Genomic DNA, 16618 nt, shown 5'->3' on the forward strand with positions numbered 1-16618 from the left:
GGGAAACGCGAGGGGGCTAGCGTCGCCGCCATGGAGGTCGAAGAGTTCGACGCGCTGCCGGACGCGGACGCCGCCGCCGTGGTGCGAACGTGGGCCGACGTCCCCGGCTGGGTGCACGCCGTCGTCGCGGCACGTCCGTACGGGTCGGCGGACGCTCTCGCCTCCTACGCCGGCGCCCTGGCGGCGCAGTGGTCGCCCGCCGACCTCGACGCGGCGCTCGCGCACCATCCCCGCATCGGCGCCCGGGTCGACGGGAAGGGCGCCGAGGCCGCGGCGTCGCGCCGCGAGCAGGCCTCGATGGCGCACGCCGGCGACGACGTCGCATCCGCCATCGCCGAAGGCAACCGCACGTACGAGAGGCGCTTCGGACGGGTGTTCCTCATCCGAGCCGCCGGACGCACGCCCGCGGAGATGCTCGCGGAGCTGCATCGACGCCTCGGCAACGATCCGGATGCGGAGACGATCGAGGCGACAGCGCAACTGGCCGAGATCGCCCTCCTCCGCTTGCGGGACACGGTGGTTCCCGGAGACGCCGAAGCGGAGGAACGAGAATGACGCAGCTCACGACCCACGTCCTGGACGCCGCCAGCGGCGAGCCGGCCGGCGGCGTGGGGGTCGCGCTCGCCTCGGCGGTCGGAGAGCCCCTGGAGGTGGGAGCGACCGACGACGACGGCCGGCTCGCTCTCGGACCCGATCGGCTCGAGCCCGGCGACTACACGCTGACGTTCCAGACCGGAGCCTACTTCGCCGCGCGCGGCGTGGCGTCCTTCCACCCGCGCGTCGCGGTGACCTTCACCGTCGCCGACGATCGCCACTATCACGTGCCTCTCCTCCTCAGCCCGTTCGCCTACTCCACCTACCGCGGATCGTGAAAGCGATCGTCATCGGCGCCGGCATCGGCGGGACCAGCGCCGCGCTGGCACTGCAGCGCCTCGGTCACGATGTGGTCGTGTACGACCAGATGCGCAAGAACAAGCCGGTCGGGGCGGCGCTTTCGCTGTGGTCCAACGGCGTCATGGTGCTCAACTGGCTGGGCCTCGGCGACGAGGTCGCCGCCCTCGGCGGGCGTATGGACGACATGGCGTATTACGACGGTCACACCGGCGAGGAGCTCTGCCGCTTCAGCCTGCAGCCGGTGACGACGCGAACCGGGCAGCGTCCATACCCGGTGGCCCGTGCCGACCTGCAGGCGCTGCTGATGGAGCGGGTGGGGGAGCACCGCATCCGCCTCGGCATGCGTCTGGTGGGGATCGAGGACGACGGCGACCACGTCACCGCCACCTTCGCGGACGGGTCGACCGACACCGCGGACCTCCTGATCGGCGCCGACGGTGCGCGGTCGTTCACCCGCGACTACGTGACGGCGGATGCTGCGGCCCGCCCCGAGCGCACGTACTCGGGATACACGAACTACAACGGCCTCGTGCCGATCGACGAGCGCATCGGACCCGCGACGCAGTGGACGACCTACGTCGGCGAGGGCAAGCGGTGCGCGGTCATGCCCGTGGGGGGAGACCGCTTCTACTTCTTCGTCGACGTGCCGCAGCCGGCGGGGCTCCCCTACGACCGCGACACCGACGGCGCCGCGTCGCTGGAGGAGGCGTTCGGATCGTGGGGGGCGCCGGGCGTCCGGGCGCTCCTGGACGCCATCGACCCCGCCACGTCGTTGAACCGGGTGGAGATCTGGGACATCGACCCGTTCCACACGTGGGCGCGCGGGCGGGTGGCGATCCTCGGCGACGCCGCGCACAACACCGCCCCCGATATCGGGCAGGGCGCCTGCTCGGCGCTGGAAGACAGCTTCACGCTCGGCATCGTGTTCGCGACCACGACGGTCGGCGTCGAGGACGCGCTGCGGCGTTATCAGGGCGTGCGGTCGGAGCGGGCGGGCGACCTCGTGCTCCGCGCACGCACGCGTGCCCACGAGACCCACGCGTTCGAGCCGGCCGTGACGCAGGCCTGGTACGACAGCCTTCGGGGCACGGACGGGACGGGAATTCTCCGTGGGATCGTCGGCAACATCGAGGGAAGCCCGGTGCTGCTCGGCGGGCGATTGCCGGCCTGAGAGCGACGCCGCGGAGCGAGCGACGTCAGGCCAACGCCCCCCGCGGCTCCAAAGGAGTGCGCGTGCCCAGCCACGACCGGTCCCACGCCATGTCCTCGGCCTCCAGCAGCTCACCGCACGCGCTACACACCTGACCGCTCGTCGTCTCGTGCCCGCACGACTCGTGGCGAAGTGCCATGTGCCCGCCCCCGGCGGGCAGCGCCGTGTGCCGTTCACCCCAGATCGCCAGCTGCTGCAGGACGGGAAGCAGCTCGATCGCCGCCGGCGTCGCCGCGTACCCGCGCCGCGTGCGACCATCCGCTGTCTCGTCCACACGTACCAGCAGCCCGGCGTCCACCATGCTCCGCAAGCGACGCGCGAGCACAGCCTCCGACGCACGCAGGTTCTGTCGCAGCGTGTCGAAGCGGCGCGGACCCTGCAGGAGGTCGCGGATGATCAGGAGCGCCCACGGATCTCCGATGACATCGAGCGACCGCCGGATCGGGCAGAGCTCGGCAGACCAATCAGATCGAAGTGGCATGGCGACCTCCCGCGGCGGGTGTGATTTGATTGCTCGGCAGTCTAGCTTCGTTGAAGAAAGTTTCCGATGATTCAGAACTCCTCCGCACCGCCGCGCCGCGGCCGGCGCGTGCACCCCGCGTGGTGGGTCGCGGCTGTCGCGTTCGTCGCGCTCCTGGCCGCCGCGGGATTCCGCGCCGCGCCGGGCGCGCTGATGGTGCCGCTCCATGAGGATTTCGGATGGTCCACGAGTGTCATGTCGCTGGCGGTCAGCGTGAACCTGCTGCTGTACGGGCTCACCGCGCCGTTCGCGGCGGCGTTAATGGACCGCTTCGGGATTCGTCAGGTCGTCGCGACCGCTCTCCTCCTGGTCGCGCTCGGTGCCGGTGGCAGCGTCCTCATGACGGCGGCCTGGCAATTGCTCCTCTTCTGGGGCATCCTCATCGGCCTCGGAACGGGATCGATGGCCCTGGTCTTCGCGGCGACGATCGCGAATCGGTGGTTCGTCCGCCGCAACGGACTCGTGATGGGAGTGCTCACCGCCGGCTCCGCGACGGGTCAGCTGATCTTCCTACCACCGGTGGCAGCGCTCGCCGAGGCGGGCGGATGGCGGCCGGCCTCGCTCGTCATCGCCGCCGCCGCTGTCGTCGCCGTCCCGATCGTGTGGCTCGTCGTCCGCGACTACCCCGAAGACCGGGGCGTCCTGCCGTACGGCGCCGATCCCGCCACCCACATCCCCGCCGCGCGTGCCACCGGCGGCGCCGCCCGACGCGCCGTCGACGGCCTGATCTTCGCCGCGCGTCACCGCTCCTTCTGGGCCCTCGCGGCGGCCTTCGCCATCTGCGGGGCGACGACGAACGGCCTCATCGGCATCCACTTCATCCCGTCCGCTCACGACCACGGCATGGCGACGACCACGGCCGCGGGTCTGCTGGCCGTCGTCGGCGTGTTCGACATCGTCGGCACCGTCGCCTCCGGCTGGCTGACCGACAAGTTCGATCCGCGCAAGCTCCTCGTGGCGTACTACGTCTTCCGCGGCGTCGGCCTTCTCCTCCTGCCTTTGCTGCTCTCGGACACGGTGCACCCCAGCATGGTGCTGTTCATCGTCGTCTACGGTCTGGACTGGGTCGCCACCGTGCCCCCGACGGCGAAGCTCTGCCGCGAGATCTTCGGCGACCGCGGCACGATCGTCTTCGGCTGGGTGTTCGCCTCGCATCAGATCGGAGCCGCCCTCGCCGCTCTCGCTGCCGGCGTGATCCGCGACGGATTCGGCACGTACACGTACGCCTGGTGGGGAGGCGCCGCACTCTGCGTCGTCGCCGCCGTCCTGTCGTTGGCCGTTCGCCGCCGCCTGTCCGGCCCCGCGCCGCTCGAAAGAGCCGAGCCCGAGGCCGTGCCGCAGCGTGACGGCGGCGCACCGCCCACGATGTAGCCCGACCCTTCGTCCGGGGGTGCGGGGAGGATGCGGATCAGACGTGGAAGAGCGTCTGCAGAGGCGCGTCGCCCAGCAGCGCGCGACCACCCAGCGCGTCGATCTCCAGCAGCACGGCCGTGCCGACGATCGAGCCGCCCAGCTGCGCGACCAGGTCTCGGGCGGCCGCGATCGTGCCGCCGGTGGCGAGCACGTCGTCGAGCAGCAGCACCCGCGTCCCCCTGCCGATGTCGTCGTGCATCTCGATCTCGGCTGTGCCGTACTCCAGGGCGTACGAAACCCGCGCGGCCGGTCGGGGGAGCTTGCCGGCCTTGCGGATCGGAACGAGCCCCACTCCCGCCGCCACGGCGGCCGCACCGGCGAGGAGGAAACCGCGCGCCTCGATCCCCGCCACGACGTCGAATCCCCCCTCGAAGGGCGCGAGCATCGCGTCGACGCACGCCCGCAGTGCCGCCGCATCCGCGAGGAGCGGCGTGATGTCGCGGAAGACGACGCCGGCCTCCGGATAGTCGGGGATGGTGCCGATGAGGCTCTCTGCGCGGGCGAGTTCGTGCACCCGCCCACCCTACTGGCCGGCACGCGCGGGGCGGCCCCGAGTGAAAGCGCTTGCACTACGCTGGAGGACATGACTCTCTCTGAGGCTGACACGCGCGCGCAGGCACCGCAGACCCCCGGATCGGAGTGGTGGCGCACCGCGGCGATCTACCAGATCTATCCCCGGTCCTTCGCCGATCACTCCGGCGACGGCGTCGGGGATCTCCCCGGGGTCACCGCGCATCTCGACGACCTGCGCGACCTGGGCGTGGACGCCCTGTGGCTCAGTCCCTTCCAGCGGTCCCCGCAGAACGACGCCGGGTACGACGTGGCCGACTATTGCGACGTCGACCCGCTCTTCGGCACACTGGCCGACTTCGACGGGATGCTCGCCGGCGCCCACGCTCGCGGCATCCGCATCATCGTCGACCTCGTGCCGAACCACTCCTCCGACCAGCACGCATGGTTCCAGGAGGCTCTGCGTGCGGCCCCCGGGAGCCGCGAGCGCGCCCGCTACATGTTCCGCGACGGCAAGGGCGAGAACGGCGAAGAGCCGCCGAACAACTGGGAGTCGGTCTTCGGCGGGCCCGCGTGGAGCCGCGTGACCGAGGCCGACGGCACGCCCGGGCAGTGGTACCTCCACCTCTTCGACGCGTCGCAGCCCGACTTCGACTGGTCGAACGAAGAGGTGCGCGAGGAGTTCCGCCGCATCCTGCGTTTCTGGCTCGACCGCGGCGTCGACGGCTTCCGCGTCGACGTGGCGCACGGCCTCGTCAAGCAGGCAGGCCTCCCCGACTACACCCCCGATCCGGATGCCGGATCCATGGGCGGAGACGAAGCGTCCGTGCCGTACTGGGGCCAGCCGGCCGTCCACGAGATCTACCGCGACTGGCACATGCTGCTCGCGGAATACGACGGAGATCGTGCGCTGTGCGCCGAGGCGTGGCTGCCCTCCGTCGCCCAGACGGCGCTGTGGGTGCGCCCCGACGAGATGCACCAGGCGTTCAACTTCGAGTACCTCGAGACGCCGTGGGACGCCGCGCACCTGCGCGCCGTGATCGCAGAGTCGATCGCCACCTACTCGGGCGTCGGCGCCCCCACGACGTGGGTGCTGTCGAACCACGACGTGGTGCGCCACGCGACGCGCCTGTCGATGACCGTCGAGGTGCCGCAGGGGTACGGCGTGGGTCCGCAGACGCCGGGCAAGCCCGACTACGCCACCGGCGTGCGACGCGCCCGCGCGGCCACGTCGCTCATGCTCGCCCTTCCCGGCTCGGCGTACATCTATCAGGGCGAGGAACTCGGCCTTCCCGAGGCGACCGAGCTGCCCGACGACGCGCGACAGGATCCGACGTGGTTCCGCACGCATGGCGAACGCTACGGCCGCGACGGCTGCCGGGTGCCGATTCCGTGGCGCGCGGATGCCCCCGCCTTCGGATTCAGCGAGACCGGTGCGTCGTGGCTGCCGCAGCCGGACCAGTGGGCCGCGCTCGCCCGCGACGTGCAGACGAACGATCCCGACTCGACGCTCTCGCTCTACCGGTCGCTGCTGGCCGAGCGTCGCGCGCGAGGGCTCGGCGCCGGAGGACTGGAGTGGCTCGAGGGCTATCCCGACGGCGTGGTGGCGTTCCGAAACGGCGACCTCACGGTCGTGGCGAACGTGACCGGCGGCACCGTGCCGCTTCCTGCGGGCAGCGTCGTCGTCGCGAGCTCGCCGCTCACCGATGACGGCATCCCCGCCGACACGACAGTGTGGGTCGCCGCCGACTGATTCCGGTCGCGGGCAGGGCGGAGCATCCGGCATGGTGAGCATCGACGAGGTGGCGCGTCTGGCCGGCGTCTCCACCGCGACGGTCTCCCGCGCGCTGAGCGGTCGCGGACGCGTCTCGGAGGCTTCGCGGGAGCGCGTGCGCGTCGCCGCCGCGAGCCTCGGCTACGTCGCCTCCGCCTCGGCGTCGAGCCTGGCGTCGGGGCGGACGCGCAACGTGGGCGTTCTCGTGCCGTTCCTCGACCGCTGGTACTTCGGCGCCGTGCTCGGCGGCGTCTCCGCCGCGCTCATGCGGCGCGGATACGACATCACGCTGTACGCCGCGACTCCCGATGCCGCCGAGCGCCGCGACCTGTTCGACACCTTCCTGCGGCGTCGGCGGGTCGACGCCGTGATCGCCCTCGCTCTCGAGCTCGGGCCCGACGAGACCGGGCGCCTGAGCGAGCTGGGCGTGCCGGTGCTCGCCGTCGGCGGTCCGCATCCGCGTCTTCCGGCGCTGCCGGTGGACCATTTCGCCATGGCGCGCACCGCCACCGCGCACCTGCTGTCGCTGGGGCACACCCGCATCGCCTATCTCGGCGCGGGGCCGGAGTTCGATCTCGACTTCCACGTGCCCGAGCAGCGCCGTCGCGGATTCGAGCAGGCGCTGGCGGATGCCGCGGTGCCCGTGGCGCCCGAGCTGCTCGAGGCCGCCGACTTCACCATCGACGGCGGATTCCGCGCCGCGACGCGCCTTCTGGCGCGGGCGGATGCGCATCCGACGGCGCTGTTCGCCGCCTCCGACGAGATGGCGATCGGAGCCATCCTCGCCGCGCGCGAGCGGGGCGTGCGCGTGCCCGAGGATCTGTCGGTCATCGGAGTGGACGGGCACGAGCTCGGCGAGTTCTTCCAGCTGACGACGATCGACCAGTTCCCCCGCCGGCAGGGCGAGCGCGCGGCCGAAGCGGTCCTGGCGCGGCTGGAGCCCGCGGCATCCGCCCCGTCCGTCTCGCGGGAGCTGCCCTTCGAACTGGTGGTTCGCGCGACCACCGCCCCGCCGCCGGCTCGTCCCTGAGCCGCGGCGTCGCCCATCCGCCTGCGTAACTCCTCAAGACCTTCCGCGCGGCGAGCACCCGCCCCCGTCCTTCCGCGGCGACGGCTGCAGGCCCGCCCCGCGCTTGAGGAGTTGCGCATGCCGAGCGGCCGCTCCCGCCCGACGCCCCGGGTGAGCGCGCGTAGGCTCGTGCGCGTGAGCATCGACCTCGAGAGCGTCTACCGCGACCTGCACCGCCATCCCGAACTGTCCTTCCAGGAGACCCGCACGGCGGGGGTCATCACGAGGCACCTCGAAGAGCTCGGCCTCTCGTTCGACGAGGGTGTCGGCCGCACCGGCGTGGTGACGAGCATCGCCAATGGCGACGGGCCGGTCGTGTGGCTGCGCGCCGACATGGACGCCCTTCCGGTCGCGGAACTCACGGGCCTGGACTATGCGAGCACTGCTCGCGGCACCGATCCGGCTGGTCTCGACGTGCCGGTCATGCACGCATGCGGCCACGACATGCACGTCAGTGCGCTGCTGGGCGCCCTCGAGCGGCTCCTGGCGACGCGGAACGAGTGGTCGGGGACGATCGTCGCGGTGTTCCAGCCCGCCGAGGAGTACGGCGCCGGCTCGCACGCGATGATCGCCGACGGCGTGCTCGATCGCTACCCGAAGCCCGACATCGTGTTGGGCCAGCACGTCACGCCCCTCCCCGCCGGGATCATCGGCGTACGCCCCGGGACGCAGATGGCCGCCTCCGACGGCCTGACCGTCGTGCTCCACGGCCGCGGCGGGCACGGCTCGCGGCCTCACTCGACGATCGACCCGGTCGTCATGGCCGCGGCCACCGTCATGCGGCTGCAGACGATCGTGTCGCGTGAGGTCGATCCGCGCGACGTCGCCGTCGTCACGGTCGGCTCGATCCACGCGGGGCTGAAGAACAACATCATCCCCGCCGAGGCGAAGCTCGAGCTGAGCCTGCGCTACCCCGACGACGAGGCACGCGACCGGGTGCTGGAGAAGGTCGAGCGGATCGTACGCGCCGAGGCCATCGCATCCGGTGCCGAGCAGACCCCCACGATCTCGACCGACCACACCCTGCCGCCGACGATCAACGACGCGGATGCCACGGCGCGGCTGACGACCGCCTTCGAGACGGCGTTCGGAGCCGGGAGCGTGGTCGACCCGGGGATGTTCACCGGCAGCGAGGACGTGTCGTGGTTCGCGCGGGAATCGGGTGCGCCGTTGGTCTTCTGGTTCTGGGGCGGCGTCGACCCCGAGAAGTATGGCGCCGCGGTGGCCGGCGGCACCGTGGAACGCGACATCCCGACGAACCACTCGCCGTACTTCGCTCCCGTGCTGCAGCCGACCCTGTCGCGCGGAGTCGAGAACCTCGTCGTCGCGGCGCGGGAGTTCCTCGGCTGATCACGAGGGTTAGCCCTTGAGCTAACTGTGGATGGCCCGTAAAGTTAGCCTCGTGGCTAACGATACGGACGAGATCGGCGCGATCTTCCTCGCGCTCTCCGACCCCACCCGTCGACGGGTCGTGCAGCGACTCGGCCGGGGACCCGCGACGGTGGGCGAGCTGGCGGCGCCGAGTGACATGGCGCTGCCGTCGTTCCTGAAGCACGTGCGTGCCCTGGAGGCGACCGGCCTCATCCGTACGCGCAAGACCGGTCGCGCGCGGATGTGCGAGCTCGATCGCTCCCGCCTGTCGCTCGTGGACGACTGGCTCGCCGACCAGCGGGCGCTGTGGGAGAGCCGCACCGACCGCCTCGAAGAGTTCGTCACCCGCGCAGAGGAGCCCTCATGACCGACAGCCCGTTCGACCCCGCCCTCGACCTGACGCTGGACCGCGTCATCCGCGCTCCTCGCTTGCGCGTGTGGGAGGCGTGGACCGACCCCGACCTCCTCGCGCGATGGTGGATCCCGGCACCCACCCTGGCGCGGGTCGACCGCCTCGAAACGAGCCCCGGGGGCGCGTTCGTGACGCGTATGAGCGAGGACGGCCAGGTGTGGGAGCCCCACGTCGACGCCGTGTTCCTCGCCGTCGATGACGGCCGCCGGCTCGTGTTCTCGAACGCCGTCGACAGCACGTGGCGGCCGGCCGATCCGACGCCTGTCGCGATGACCGCCGAGATCGTCTTCCGGGACCATCCCGAGGGAACGGACTACCGCGTGATCGTGCGCCACCGCGCCCCGGCCGACCGCGATCGCCACGAGCAGATCGGATTCTTCGAGGGATGGGGCACCGTGACGGCCGCGCTTGCCGCGCTCGCCGAAGCCGACTGACGCGCGGCGGCGCCCGGTGACAGTTCGCGTGTCAGCCGGCGCCGCATCCGGGGTGGGGAGGCGGCAGCACCTGCCACCGGAGCGCGAGACTCGCCGAATCGCGTGGCGGGCAGCGCCGCATCGGAAGAGATATTCCGGCACATGCTGCCACCCGGGCCGAGGTTCACGCCCCGGGCGCGGCGGCTGCCAAGACCTCGTACGTCTCGTGCGCCGCATCCGCGAGGCCGGTGACGTCGGGGATCGCGGCCGGGTCGACGCAGAACACGACGCCGAGGGTGTCGGCGGTCGAGATCGCCGAGATGCGCAGGGCGTGATGCGGCGCGGGCTCCGACGAGGAGTAGAGGCGCTCCACCGGCCGGCCGTGCACCGCGACGGCGACGCGCGGGCCCGGGACGTTCGAGACGGCGAGGCCGAACTCGCGGGGGCCCTCCGCCAGCTGCCGCAGGCGCGTGCCGAGCGAGCCGGCGCGGCTCAGTTCGCGGAAGAGGTCGTCCATCAGGGTCGCGTCGTGATCGGCCTTGCGGCGGCGCGTCTGCGCGCTGATCCCGTCGAGGCGGCGCAGGTCGTCATGCTCGTGCAGCAGCAGGTCGACGTTGAGGAACGAGTCGCGGTTTCCGCCGGCCGCCGCGCCCTCCCCGGCGGTGTGCAGACTCACGGGGATCTGCGCGCGCATCCGCGGCACATGCGCCGACGCGTCCGGATGCTGCAGCAGCCAGCGACGGATCCCCCCGGCGATGACGGCGAGCAGCACGTCGTTGACGGTCGCATGGTGCGCGCGTGACCCGCCGATCGCCCGCATCCGCTCCAGCGGCAGGTCGGTGAAGGCCAGCGCGCGGCGACCGGTGATCGGCCGATCCCAGGGCGAATGCGACCCCGGGCGGCCGAACTCCCGCAGCAGAGCCCCGGGCATGCGCTCCCACTCCGCCCATCGCGACAGCGGCGGCGCCGCCGCGTGCGTGCCGACCGGATGCAGCGGCGCATCGTGCGGCTCGAGGACGGTGCTGTCGAGAAAACGTACGCCGCTCATTCCGTCGGCCATCGCATGATGGATGCGCACCGCGAGTGCCTGGCGCCCGCCGTCGAGCGGGCCGAGGATGTCGAGGGTCCACAGCGGCCGGCGGCGATCGAGGCGCTCCGACATCAGCTCGCTCACAGCGAGTCGGAGATCAGCGGGCGTGGCGGCGGGACGCGCCCGCACGTGCGCGTCCATGTCGATCGTCGGCGCCGGCACCCACGCCGGGCCCGCGGCGGTCTGCTCGACCCGATCCAGTGCGCGGGGGAAGTGCGGCAGGCGGGCGCGCAGTCGCTCGCGCACCCCCTCGACATCGAGGGTGGGGCCGGGTGCCAGTATCAGGAGCTTCAGCGTGTGTCCGAGCACCGCGTCGGATTCGAGGGCGAGGATCCGGGCGTCATCCGGCGACAGGAGCGTGGGCTCCCCTGCACCGTGCCCCGGCGGGACCTCCTCCATGCGCCCACCGTACTGCGCCGACGGTCAACATTCCGGAGATGTTTCGCGCTCGGCGCCCTCACCGGCGGATGAGCGCGGCACAGCAGGATCGTGCCGGAATATCGTCCCCGCTTACCGGTCGGGAAACGGCGTGCGTGCCGGATTGCACGCGGCCGCCATTAGGCGTAATGTCGCGCGCCGTGACCGAAACGAGTCGCGAGCCGGCGGATGCCTCCGCGCCCGCTCCGACGCCTGCCGCCAAGCGTCTGCTCCTCGGCGATCCGCTGACATCCGCGAAGCTCGACGAGCAGCTCCTGCCGAAGAAGATGGCCCTGCCGATCTTCGCCTCCGACGCCCTGTCGTCGGTCGCCTACGCGCCGCAGGAGCTCCTCATGATCCTCCTCGTGGGAGGCCTGGCGTTCCTCTCGTTCAGCCCCTGGGTCGCCGGCGCTGTCGTGCTGCTCCTCTTCGTGGTCGTGCTCAGCTACCGGCAGCTCATCAAGGCCTACCCATCCGGCGGCGGCGACTACGAGGTCGCCCGGACGAACCTCGGCGAGGTGCCCGGCGTCGTCGTCGCGGCGGCGCTTCTGGTCGACTACGTCCTCACGGTGGCGGTGTCGGTGGCATCCGGCGTCGACAACATCATCTCCGCGATCCCGGAGCTGAACCCGGTACGCGTCGAGCTCGCCGTCGGCTTCGTGATCCTCATCGTGCTGGTCAACCTCCGGGGTGTCCGCGAGGCCTCGACGCTGTTCGCCATCCCCACGTACGTCTTCATCGCCTCCGTCGCCGTCATGGTCGTCGTCGGCATCGCCCGCACGCTCCTCGGCGATCCGCCCGTCGCCTCCAGCGCCGGCTACGCCGTCCAGGCCGAGGAGCTCAGCCAGGTCGCCGTCATCCTCCTGATCCTCCGCGCCTTCTCCAGCGGATGCTCCGCCCTCACCGGCGTCGAGGCGGTCTCCAACGGCGTGCCCGCGTTCCGCAAGCCCAAGATCCGCAACGCCCAGACGACGCTCACGCTCATGGGCGGGATCGCCATCCTGCTGTTCGCGGGGCTCACGCTCCTCGCGCTCGTCGCGGGCGTGCACTACGCGGAGAACCCGTGCAACCTCGTCGGGTTCGACTGCGAGAACACCCCGCAGCCCAGCCTCATGGCCCAGGTCGCCGCCGCGACCTTCGGGATGGGCAGCATCCCGTTCTTCGTCATCCAGGCCGCCACCGCGTGCGTGCTTCTGCTCGCGGCCAACACCGCGTTCAACGGATTCCCGCTGCTCGGGTCCGTCCTCGCGCGCGACGGCTACGCCCCCAAGGCCCTCAACACCCGCGGCGATCGCCTCGTCTACTCCAACGGCATGATCATCCTCGGCATCACCGCGATCGTCGTGCTGGTGGTGTACCAGGCCAACCTCACGACCCTCATCCAGCTCTACATCATCGGCGTCTTCGTCTCGTTCTCCCTGGGTCAGATCGGCATGGTGCGGCACTGGCGCCGCACGCTGCGCGGGCTGAAAACGCTGCCCCCGGATGCGGCCGAGCAGACCGCCGCGCGATACGAGCGACGCTCCGCGGTCTCGGGGCTCGTGATCAACTCGGTGGGCGCGACGATGACGGTGTTCGTGCTCGTCATCGTCACGATCACCAAGTTCACGCATGGGGCGTGGCTGGTCTTCCTGGCCATCCCGATCCTCGCCGTCCTCATGCTGGGCGTGAACCGGTACTACCGCGACGTCGAGCACGAGATCCGGATGGATGACACGCTCCACTTCGGTTCGGAGGGGGATGTCGCGCTCATCCTCGTCAACCGGCTGCAGAAGCCGACCGTCAAGGCGATCGACTACGCCCTCGCCGCCCGCCACGAGAAGACCCTCGCGGTCCACGTGGCCATCGACGAGGCCGACGCCGACCGGCTTCAGAAGGAATGGGACGCGCACGGGATGCCGATCCCGCTCGTGATCATCGAGTCGCCCTACCGCGCCTACACGAGCCCGGTGGCGGAGTTCATCAAGAAGTACCGCGAGAAGCACGGCTCCGCCGTCGTCACGGTGTACCTGCCGCAGTACATCGTGGGGCACTGGTGGGAGTCGATCCTGCACAACCGGCGCTCCCGTCGATTGGCGCAGCAGCTCATGCTGGTGCACGGCGTCTCGATCACCCTGGTGCCATGGCTGCTCGACTCGTCGGAGCTCATCTACGGTCGGCGCTCCCGCCCCCTCCCCGGACAACAGCGCGGCGGGCAGCCGGATCTCCTTCCCGTGCATCGCGGCCGCCGCGTCTCGCGTCCCGCCGGTCCGCCCGACTCTCAGGACAGCATGAGCCGGTAGCCCATCCCCTGTTCCGTGAGCAGGTGTCGCGGATGCGACGGATCGGCTTCGAGCTTCTTGCGCAGCTGCGACATGTACAGCCGCAGGTACCCCGAGTCGGAGACCTGCTCACTCCCCCAGATCTCCCTCAGGAGGGTCTGACGGGTGACGAGCGCGCCGGGGTGGCGGGCGAGGAACTCCAGCATCCGCCACTCCGTCGGAGTCAGGTGCACGCGCGAACCAGCCCGCGAGGCGGTCCTCGCGGTCAGGTCGACCTCGACGTCGCCGAAGCTGACGACGGGCTCGGCGGATGCGGCGGTCCTGCGCCGAGTGAGGGCGCGCAGCCGCGCCAGCAGCTCGTCGATCTGAAACGGCTTGGTCACGTAGTCGTCGGCACCGGCGTCGAGCGCCTGGACCTTGTCGGCCGATCCGGTGCGCCCCGACACGACGAGGATCGGCGCCGACGACCAGCCACGCAGCGCCTCGATGACGGAGACGCCGTCCAGCCGCGGCATCCCCAGGTCGAGGAGGACGACATCCGGATGCACCTGGGCGGCGAGGGCGACAGCGGCGGCGCCGTCAGGCGCGGCCGCGACCTCGTACCCGTGCGCGGCGAGGGTGATCCGCAACGCCCGCACGAGCTGCGGATCGTCGTCGGCGATGAGGATCTTCACCGCGCCCCTTCCCCGTTGTCGGCCGGCTTCGCGACGGGGAGCCCGATGACCATCGTCAATCCTCCCCCGGGAGTGTCCTCCGGCGCGAGCGTCCCCCCCATCCCCTCGGCGAATCCCTTGGACAGCGCGAGGCCGAGACCGAGACCTGTGGTGTTGTCGGTGTCGCCCTGTCGCTGGAAGGGCGCGAAGACGCTCTCGCGACGCTCCGCCGGCACCCCCGGTCCGTGATCGACGATGCGGATCTCTGCTCGGTCTCCGAGACGACTTGTGGTCACCCGCACGCGCGTGCCCTCCGGGGCATACCGGCCGGCGTTGGCGAGAACGTTCACGATCACACGCTGCAGCAGCACGGGGTCGGCCACGACCGGAGGAAGCGCGCCGTCGAGGGCGAGCTCGACCGTGTCAGGTCCGAGGCGCAGCTCGTCGACAGCGGCCAGCACGACATCGGCAGAATCCACGGAGCGCAGGGATACGGCCAGCACCCCCGCCTCGACCCGGCTCACGTCGAGGAGATCGGTCACGAGCGTCGACAGCGCGGCAAGGCTCTCATCCGCCGTCGCCAAGAGCTCGCGACGGTCCTCTGGGGAGAGCTGATCGCCCGACGCTCGGAGGCCGCCGAGCGCGGCGACAGCGGCGGCGAGAGGACGCCGCAGGTCGTGGCTCACCGCAGAGAGCAGCGCCGTGCGCACCTGGTCGGTCTCGGCCAGCGCGGAGGCCTCGCGTGCGGTGAGTGTCAGGTCGCTGCGTTCGAGGGTGGCGGCCAGCTGGGCGACGATGGCATCGAGGAGTCGCCGCTCGGATGCGTCGAGGTCACCGCCGTGCAGTTCGAGGGTGGCACGCGGGGTCGTTCCCGCGCCGACGGGAAGCCGGACGAGACGCGAGGACCGCCCGTCCTCCTCCCGCAGAGGCTCGCCGTCGGTCGCCAGCACCGCGCCATCGCCGGCGACCAGGCGGACACCGGCCAGGCCGAAAGCCTCCCGGGTGCGGCTCACCAGCGCGGGGACAGCGCTCTCACCGCGCAGCACGCTCCCGGCGACGGTGGCGAGGAGCTCCGACTCGGCGAGGGCGCGGCGAGCCGCCCGAGCGCGGCGGGCGGCCTGGTCGACGACGAAGCTCACCAACACCGCGATGACGATGTACAGCACGAGAGAGAGTGCGTGCTCGGGATCGGCGACCGTGATCGTGAAGAGCGGATCGATGAAGAGGAAGTCCAGGGTGAGCCCCGAGAGCACCGCCGCGAACACGGCGGGCCAGACGCCGCCGACGAGCGCGACCACGACGACCAGCAGTTGGTAGGCGAGCACGTCGGAGGTGATCGACTCTTCCGTGCCGGTGGCGAACAGCAGCCACGACAGCAGCGGCCCGCCGGCCAGCGCGACGACGAACCCCAGGATGCGTCGCTTGACGCTCAGGGCGCCGCCGGTGAGCCGCGGCAGGGCGAACCGGCCGCCCGCGGCGGCGTGCGTGACGATGTGGACGTCGATGTCGCCCGACTCCCGGATGACGGTGGCGCCGATCCCGGGTCCGGTGAGCGCGGCGGCGAACCTCCCGCGGCGACTGACGCCGAGAACCAGCTGCGACGCGTTGACCGAACGTGCGAAGTCCACCAGCGAGCGCGCGATGTCGTCGCCGACGACCTGGTGGTAGGTGCCGCCGAGCGACTCCACGAGCGCCCGCTGGACCGCGAGCGCGCCCGGAATCTCTGAGCTCAGGCCGTCCTGACTCGACACGTGCACCGCCAGCAGCTCGCCGCCGGCCGAGCGCGCCGCGATCCGCGCACCGCGGCGAAGCAGCGTCTCCCCCTCCGCCCCACCCGTCAGCGCGACGACGACACGCTCGCGGGCTTGCCACGATCCTTCGATGCCGTGCTCGGTGCGGTAGGTCTTCAGCGCGCTGTCGACCTCGTCGGCCAGCCACAGCAGGGCGAGCTCCCGCAGGGCCGTGAGGTTGCCGAGGCGGAAATAGTTCGACAGCGCTGCGTCGATCCGCTCCGCGGGATAGACGTCGCCGGCCGACAGGCGGTCGCGCAGCGACTGCGGGGCGAGATCGACGACCTCGATCTGGTCGGCGCCGCGGACGACGGCATCCGGCACCGTCTCCTGCTGGACGACCCCGGTGATCTTCTCCACCACATCGTTGAGCGATTCGATGTGCTGCACGTTGACGGTGGTGATGACGTCGATGCCGGCGGCGAGGATGTCGTCGACGTCCTGCCAGCGTTTGGCGTTTCGCGAACCGGGAGCGTTCGTGTGAGCCAGCTCGTCCACGAGAGCGAGGTCGGGGTGTCGGGCGAGGACCGCGTCGAGGTCCATCTCCTGGAGCGTCACGCCGCGGTGCTCGATCCGCTGCGGAGGGATCACGGGAAGGCCCTCCGCCTGCGCGGCCGTCGCCGCGCGCCCGTGCGTCTCGACCACGGCGATGACGACGTCCCGCCCGTCGCCGCGGAGCCGTCGGCCCTCCTCGAGCATCTCGTACGTCTTGCCGACCCCCGGCGCCGCACCGAGGAGCACCCGCAACCGCCCGCGCCTCATCGCGCGTTCCACCCCCGCTCACCCGCACCGATATGCCCGTATCGAGCGGCCAAAGGAAC

At 71.4% G+C, this 16618-nt stretch carries 15 protein-coding genes; 10 read left to right on the forward strand and 5 right to left on the reverse strand.

The window, feature by feature from the left end:
- Window positions 1-30: 30 nt before the first annotated feature.
- From uraD to hpxO, 3 genes are read left to right on the forward strand one after another with little or no spacing between them, the layout of a single operon-like run.
- Window positions 31-555, forward strand: coding sequence for a 2-oxo-4-hydroxy-4-carboxy-5-ureidoimidazoline decarboxylase (uraD, locus tag ACTU3I_RS01625; protein ID WP_442923857.1), 525 nt, complete (start codon window positions 31-33; stop codon window positions 553-555).
- Entirely contained in the window at window positions 552-872 is a 321-nt protein-coding gene (gene uraH, locus ACTU3I_RS01630; RefSeq protein WP_442923858.1) for a hydroxyisourate hydrolase, read from the forward strand. The genes uraD and uraH overlap by 4 nt, the downstream gene beginning before the upstream one ends.
- Window positions 869-2065, forward strand: a complete 1197-nt coding sequence (gene hpxO / locus ACTU3I_RS01635) for an FAD-dependent urate hydroxylase HpxO (protein ID WP_442923859.1) — start codon at window positions 869-871, stop codon at window positions 2063-2065. The genes uraH and hpxO overlap by 4 nt, the downstream gene beginning before the upstream one ends.
- Before the next feature lie 25 nt (window positions 2066-2090).
- Here the strand turns inward: hpxO and ACTU3I_RS01640 are convergent, their stop codons facing one another.
- Window positions 2091-2585, reverse strand: a complete 495-nt coding sequence (locus ACTU3I_RS01640) for a winged helix-turn-helix transcriptional regulator (protein WP_442923860.1) — start codon at window positions 2583-2585, stop codon at window positions 2091-2093.
- Between the two features lie 66 nt (window positions 2586-2651).
- Between ACTU3I_RS01640 and ACTU3I_RS01645 the strand changes: the two genes are divergently transcribed.
- Window positions 2652-3995, forward strand: a complete 1344-nt coding sequence (locus ACTU3I_RS01645) for an MFS transporter (RefSeq protein ID WP_442923861.1) — start codon at window positions 2652-2654, stop codon at window positions 3993-3995.
- Between the two features lie 37 nt (window positions 3996-4032).
- Here the strand turns inward: ACTU3I_RS01645 and ACTU3I_RS01650 are convergent, their stop codons facing one another.
- On the reverse strand, window positions 4033-4551 hold the full coding sequence (locus tag ACTU3I_RS01650; protein ID WP_442923862.1) for an adenine phosphoribosyltransferase: 519 nt from the start codon (window positions 4549-4551) through the stop codon (window positions 4033-4035).
- 69 nt (window positions 4552-4620) lie between these two features.
- On the opposite strand from ACTU3I_RS01650, the gene ACTU3I_RS01655 reads away from it, so the two are divergent.
- From ACTU3I_RS01655 to ACTU3I_RS01675, 5 genes are all read left to right on the forward strand, one after another.
- Window positions 4621-6300, forward strand: a complete 1680-nt coding sequence (locus ACTU3I_RS01655; protein ID WP_442923863.1) for a glycoside hydrolase family 13 protein — start codon at window positions 4621-4623, stop codon at window positions 6298-6300.
- A gap of 31 nt (window positions 6301-6331) precedes the next feature.
- Complete coding sequence (locus tag ACTU3I_RS01660; protein WP_442923864.1) at window positions 6332-7351, forward strand: LacI family DNA-binding transcriptional regulator; 1020 nt, start codon at window positions 6332-6334, stop codon at window positions 7349-7351.
- 174 nt (window positions 7352-7525) lie between these two features.
- Window positions 7526-8740: an amidohydrolase gene (locus ACTU3I_RS01665; RefSeq protein ID WP_442923865.1), complete on the forward strand. Its 1215-nt coding sequence runs from the start codon at window positions 7526-7528 to the stop codon at window positions 8738-8740.
- 52 nt (window positions 8741-8792) lie between these two features.
- The gene (locus ACTU3I_RS01670; protein WP_442923866.1) at window positions 8793-9128 is read left to right on the forward strand and encodes an ArsR/SmtB family transcription factor; all 336 of its coding nucleotides are present in this window, start codon (window positions 8793-8795) and stop codon (window positions 9126-9128) included.
- Window positions 9125-9607 (forward strand): SRPBCC domain-containing protein, encoded by a 483-nt coding sequence (locus ACTU3I_RS01675; protein ID WP_442923867.1) that lies wholly within the window; start codon window positions 9125-9127, stop codon window positions 9605-9607. The genes ACTU3I_RS01670 and ACTU3I_RS01675 overlap by 4 nt, the downstream gene beginning before the upstream one ends.
- Window positions 9608-9770: 163 nt before the next feature.
- Here ACTU3I_RS01675 and ACTU3I_RS01680 read toward each other — a convergent pair whose 3' ends face one another.
- On the reverse strand, window positions 9771-11075 hold the full coding sequence (locus tag ACTU3I_RS01680; RefSeq protein ID WP_442923868.1) for a wax ester/triacylglycerol synthase domain-containing protein: 1305 nt from the start codon (window positions 11073-11075) through the stop codon (window positions 9771-9773).
- 167 nt (window positions 11076-11242) lie between these two features.
- Here ACTU3I_RS01680 and ACTU3I_RS01685 point away from each other — a divergent pair, with 167 nt between their 5' ends.
- Complete coding sequence (locus ACTU3I_RS01685; RefSeq protein ID WP_442923869.1) at window positions 11243-13375, forward strand: APC family permease; 2133 nt, start codon at window positions 11243-11245, stop codon at window positions 13373-13375.
- On the opposite strand, the gene ACTU3I_RS01690 is transcribed toward ACTU3I_RS01685, so the two are convergent.
- Both ACTU3I_RS01690 and ACTU3I_RS01695 read right to left on the reverse strand, forming a co-directional pair.
- On the reverse strand, window positions 13354-14028 hold the full coding sequence (locus ACTU3I_RS01690) for a response regulator (RefSeq protein WP_442923871.1): 675 nt from the start codon (window positions 14026-14028) through the stop codon (window positions 13354-13356). The two genes, ACTU3I_RS01685 and ACTU3I_RS01690, sit on opposite strands and share 22 nt — an antisense overlap.
- A complete protein-coding gene (locus ACTU3I_RS01695) occupies window positions 14025-16559 on the reverse strand; it encodes a DUF4118 domain-containing protein (RefSeq protein ID WP_442925299.1) in 2535 nt (844 codons plus the stop codon). Before ACTU3I_RS01695 ends, ACTU3I_RS01690 begins: the two co-directional genes overlap by 4 nt.
- Window positions 16560-16618 lie beyond the last annotated feature (59 nt).

This window comes from Microbacterium sp. RD1 (assembly GCF_052220165.1).
Classification (GTDB): domain Bacteria; phylum Actinomycetota; class Actinomycetes; order Actinomycetales; family Microbacteriaceae; genus Microbacterium.

Coding starts and splice junctions, on each gene's coding strand:
- uraD (WP_442923857.1), top strand. CDS start 31: ATGGAGGTCGAAGAGTTCGACGCGCTGCCGGACGCGGACGCCGCCGCC.
- uraH (WP_442923858.1), top strand. CDS start 552: ATGACGCAGCTCACGACCCACGTCCTGGACGCCGCCAGCGGCGAGCCG.
- ACTU3I_RS01640 (WP_442923860.1), bottom strand. CDS start 2,585: ATGCCACTTCGATCTGATTGGTCTGCCGAGCTCTGCCCGATCCGGCGG.
- ACTU3I_RS01645 (WP_442923861.1), top strand. CDS start 2,652: ATGATTCAGAACTCCTCCGCACCGCCGCGCCGCGGCCGGCGCGTGCAC.
- ACTU3I_RS01655 (WP_442923863.1), top strand. CDS start 4,621: ATGACTCTCTCTGAGGCTGACACGCGCGCGCAGGCACCGCAGACCCCC.
- ACTU3I_RS01660 (WP_442923864.1), top strand. CDS start 6,332: ATGGTGAGCATCGACGAGGTGGCGCGTCTGGCCGGCGTCTCCACCGCG.
- ACTU3I_RS01675 (WP_442923867.1), top strand. CDS start 9,125: ATGACCGACAGCCCGTTCGACCCCGCCCTCGACCTGACGCTGGACCGC.
- ACTU3I_RS01680 (WP_442923868.1), bottom strand. CDS start 11,075: ATGGAGGAGGTCCCGCCGGGGCACGGTGCAGGGGAGCCCACGCTCCTG.
- ACTU3I_RS01685 (WP_442923869.1), top strand. CDS start 11,243: ATGTCGCGCGCCGTGACCGAAACGAGTCGCGAGCCGGCGGATGCCTCC.
- ACTU3I_RS01695 (WP_442925299.1), bottom strand. CDS start 16,559: ATGAGGCGCGGGCGGTTGCGGGTGCTCCTCGGTGCGGCGCCGGGGGTC.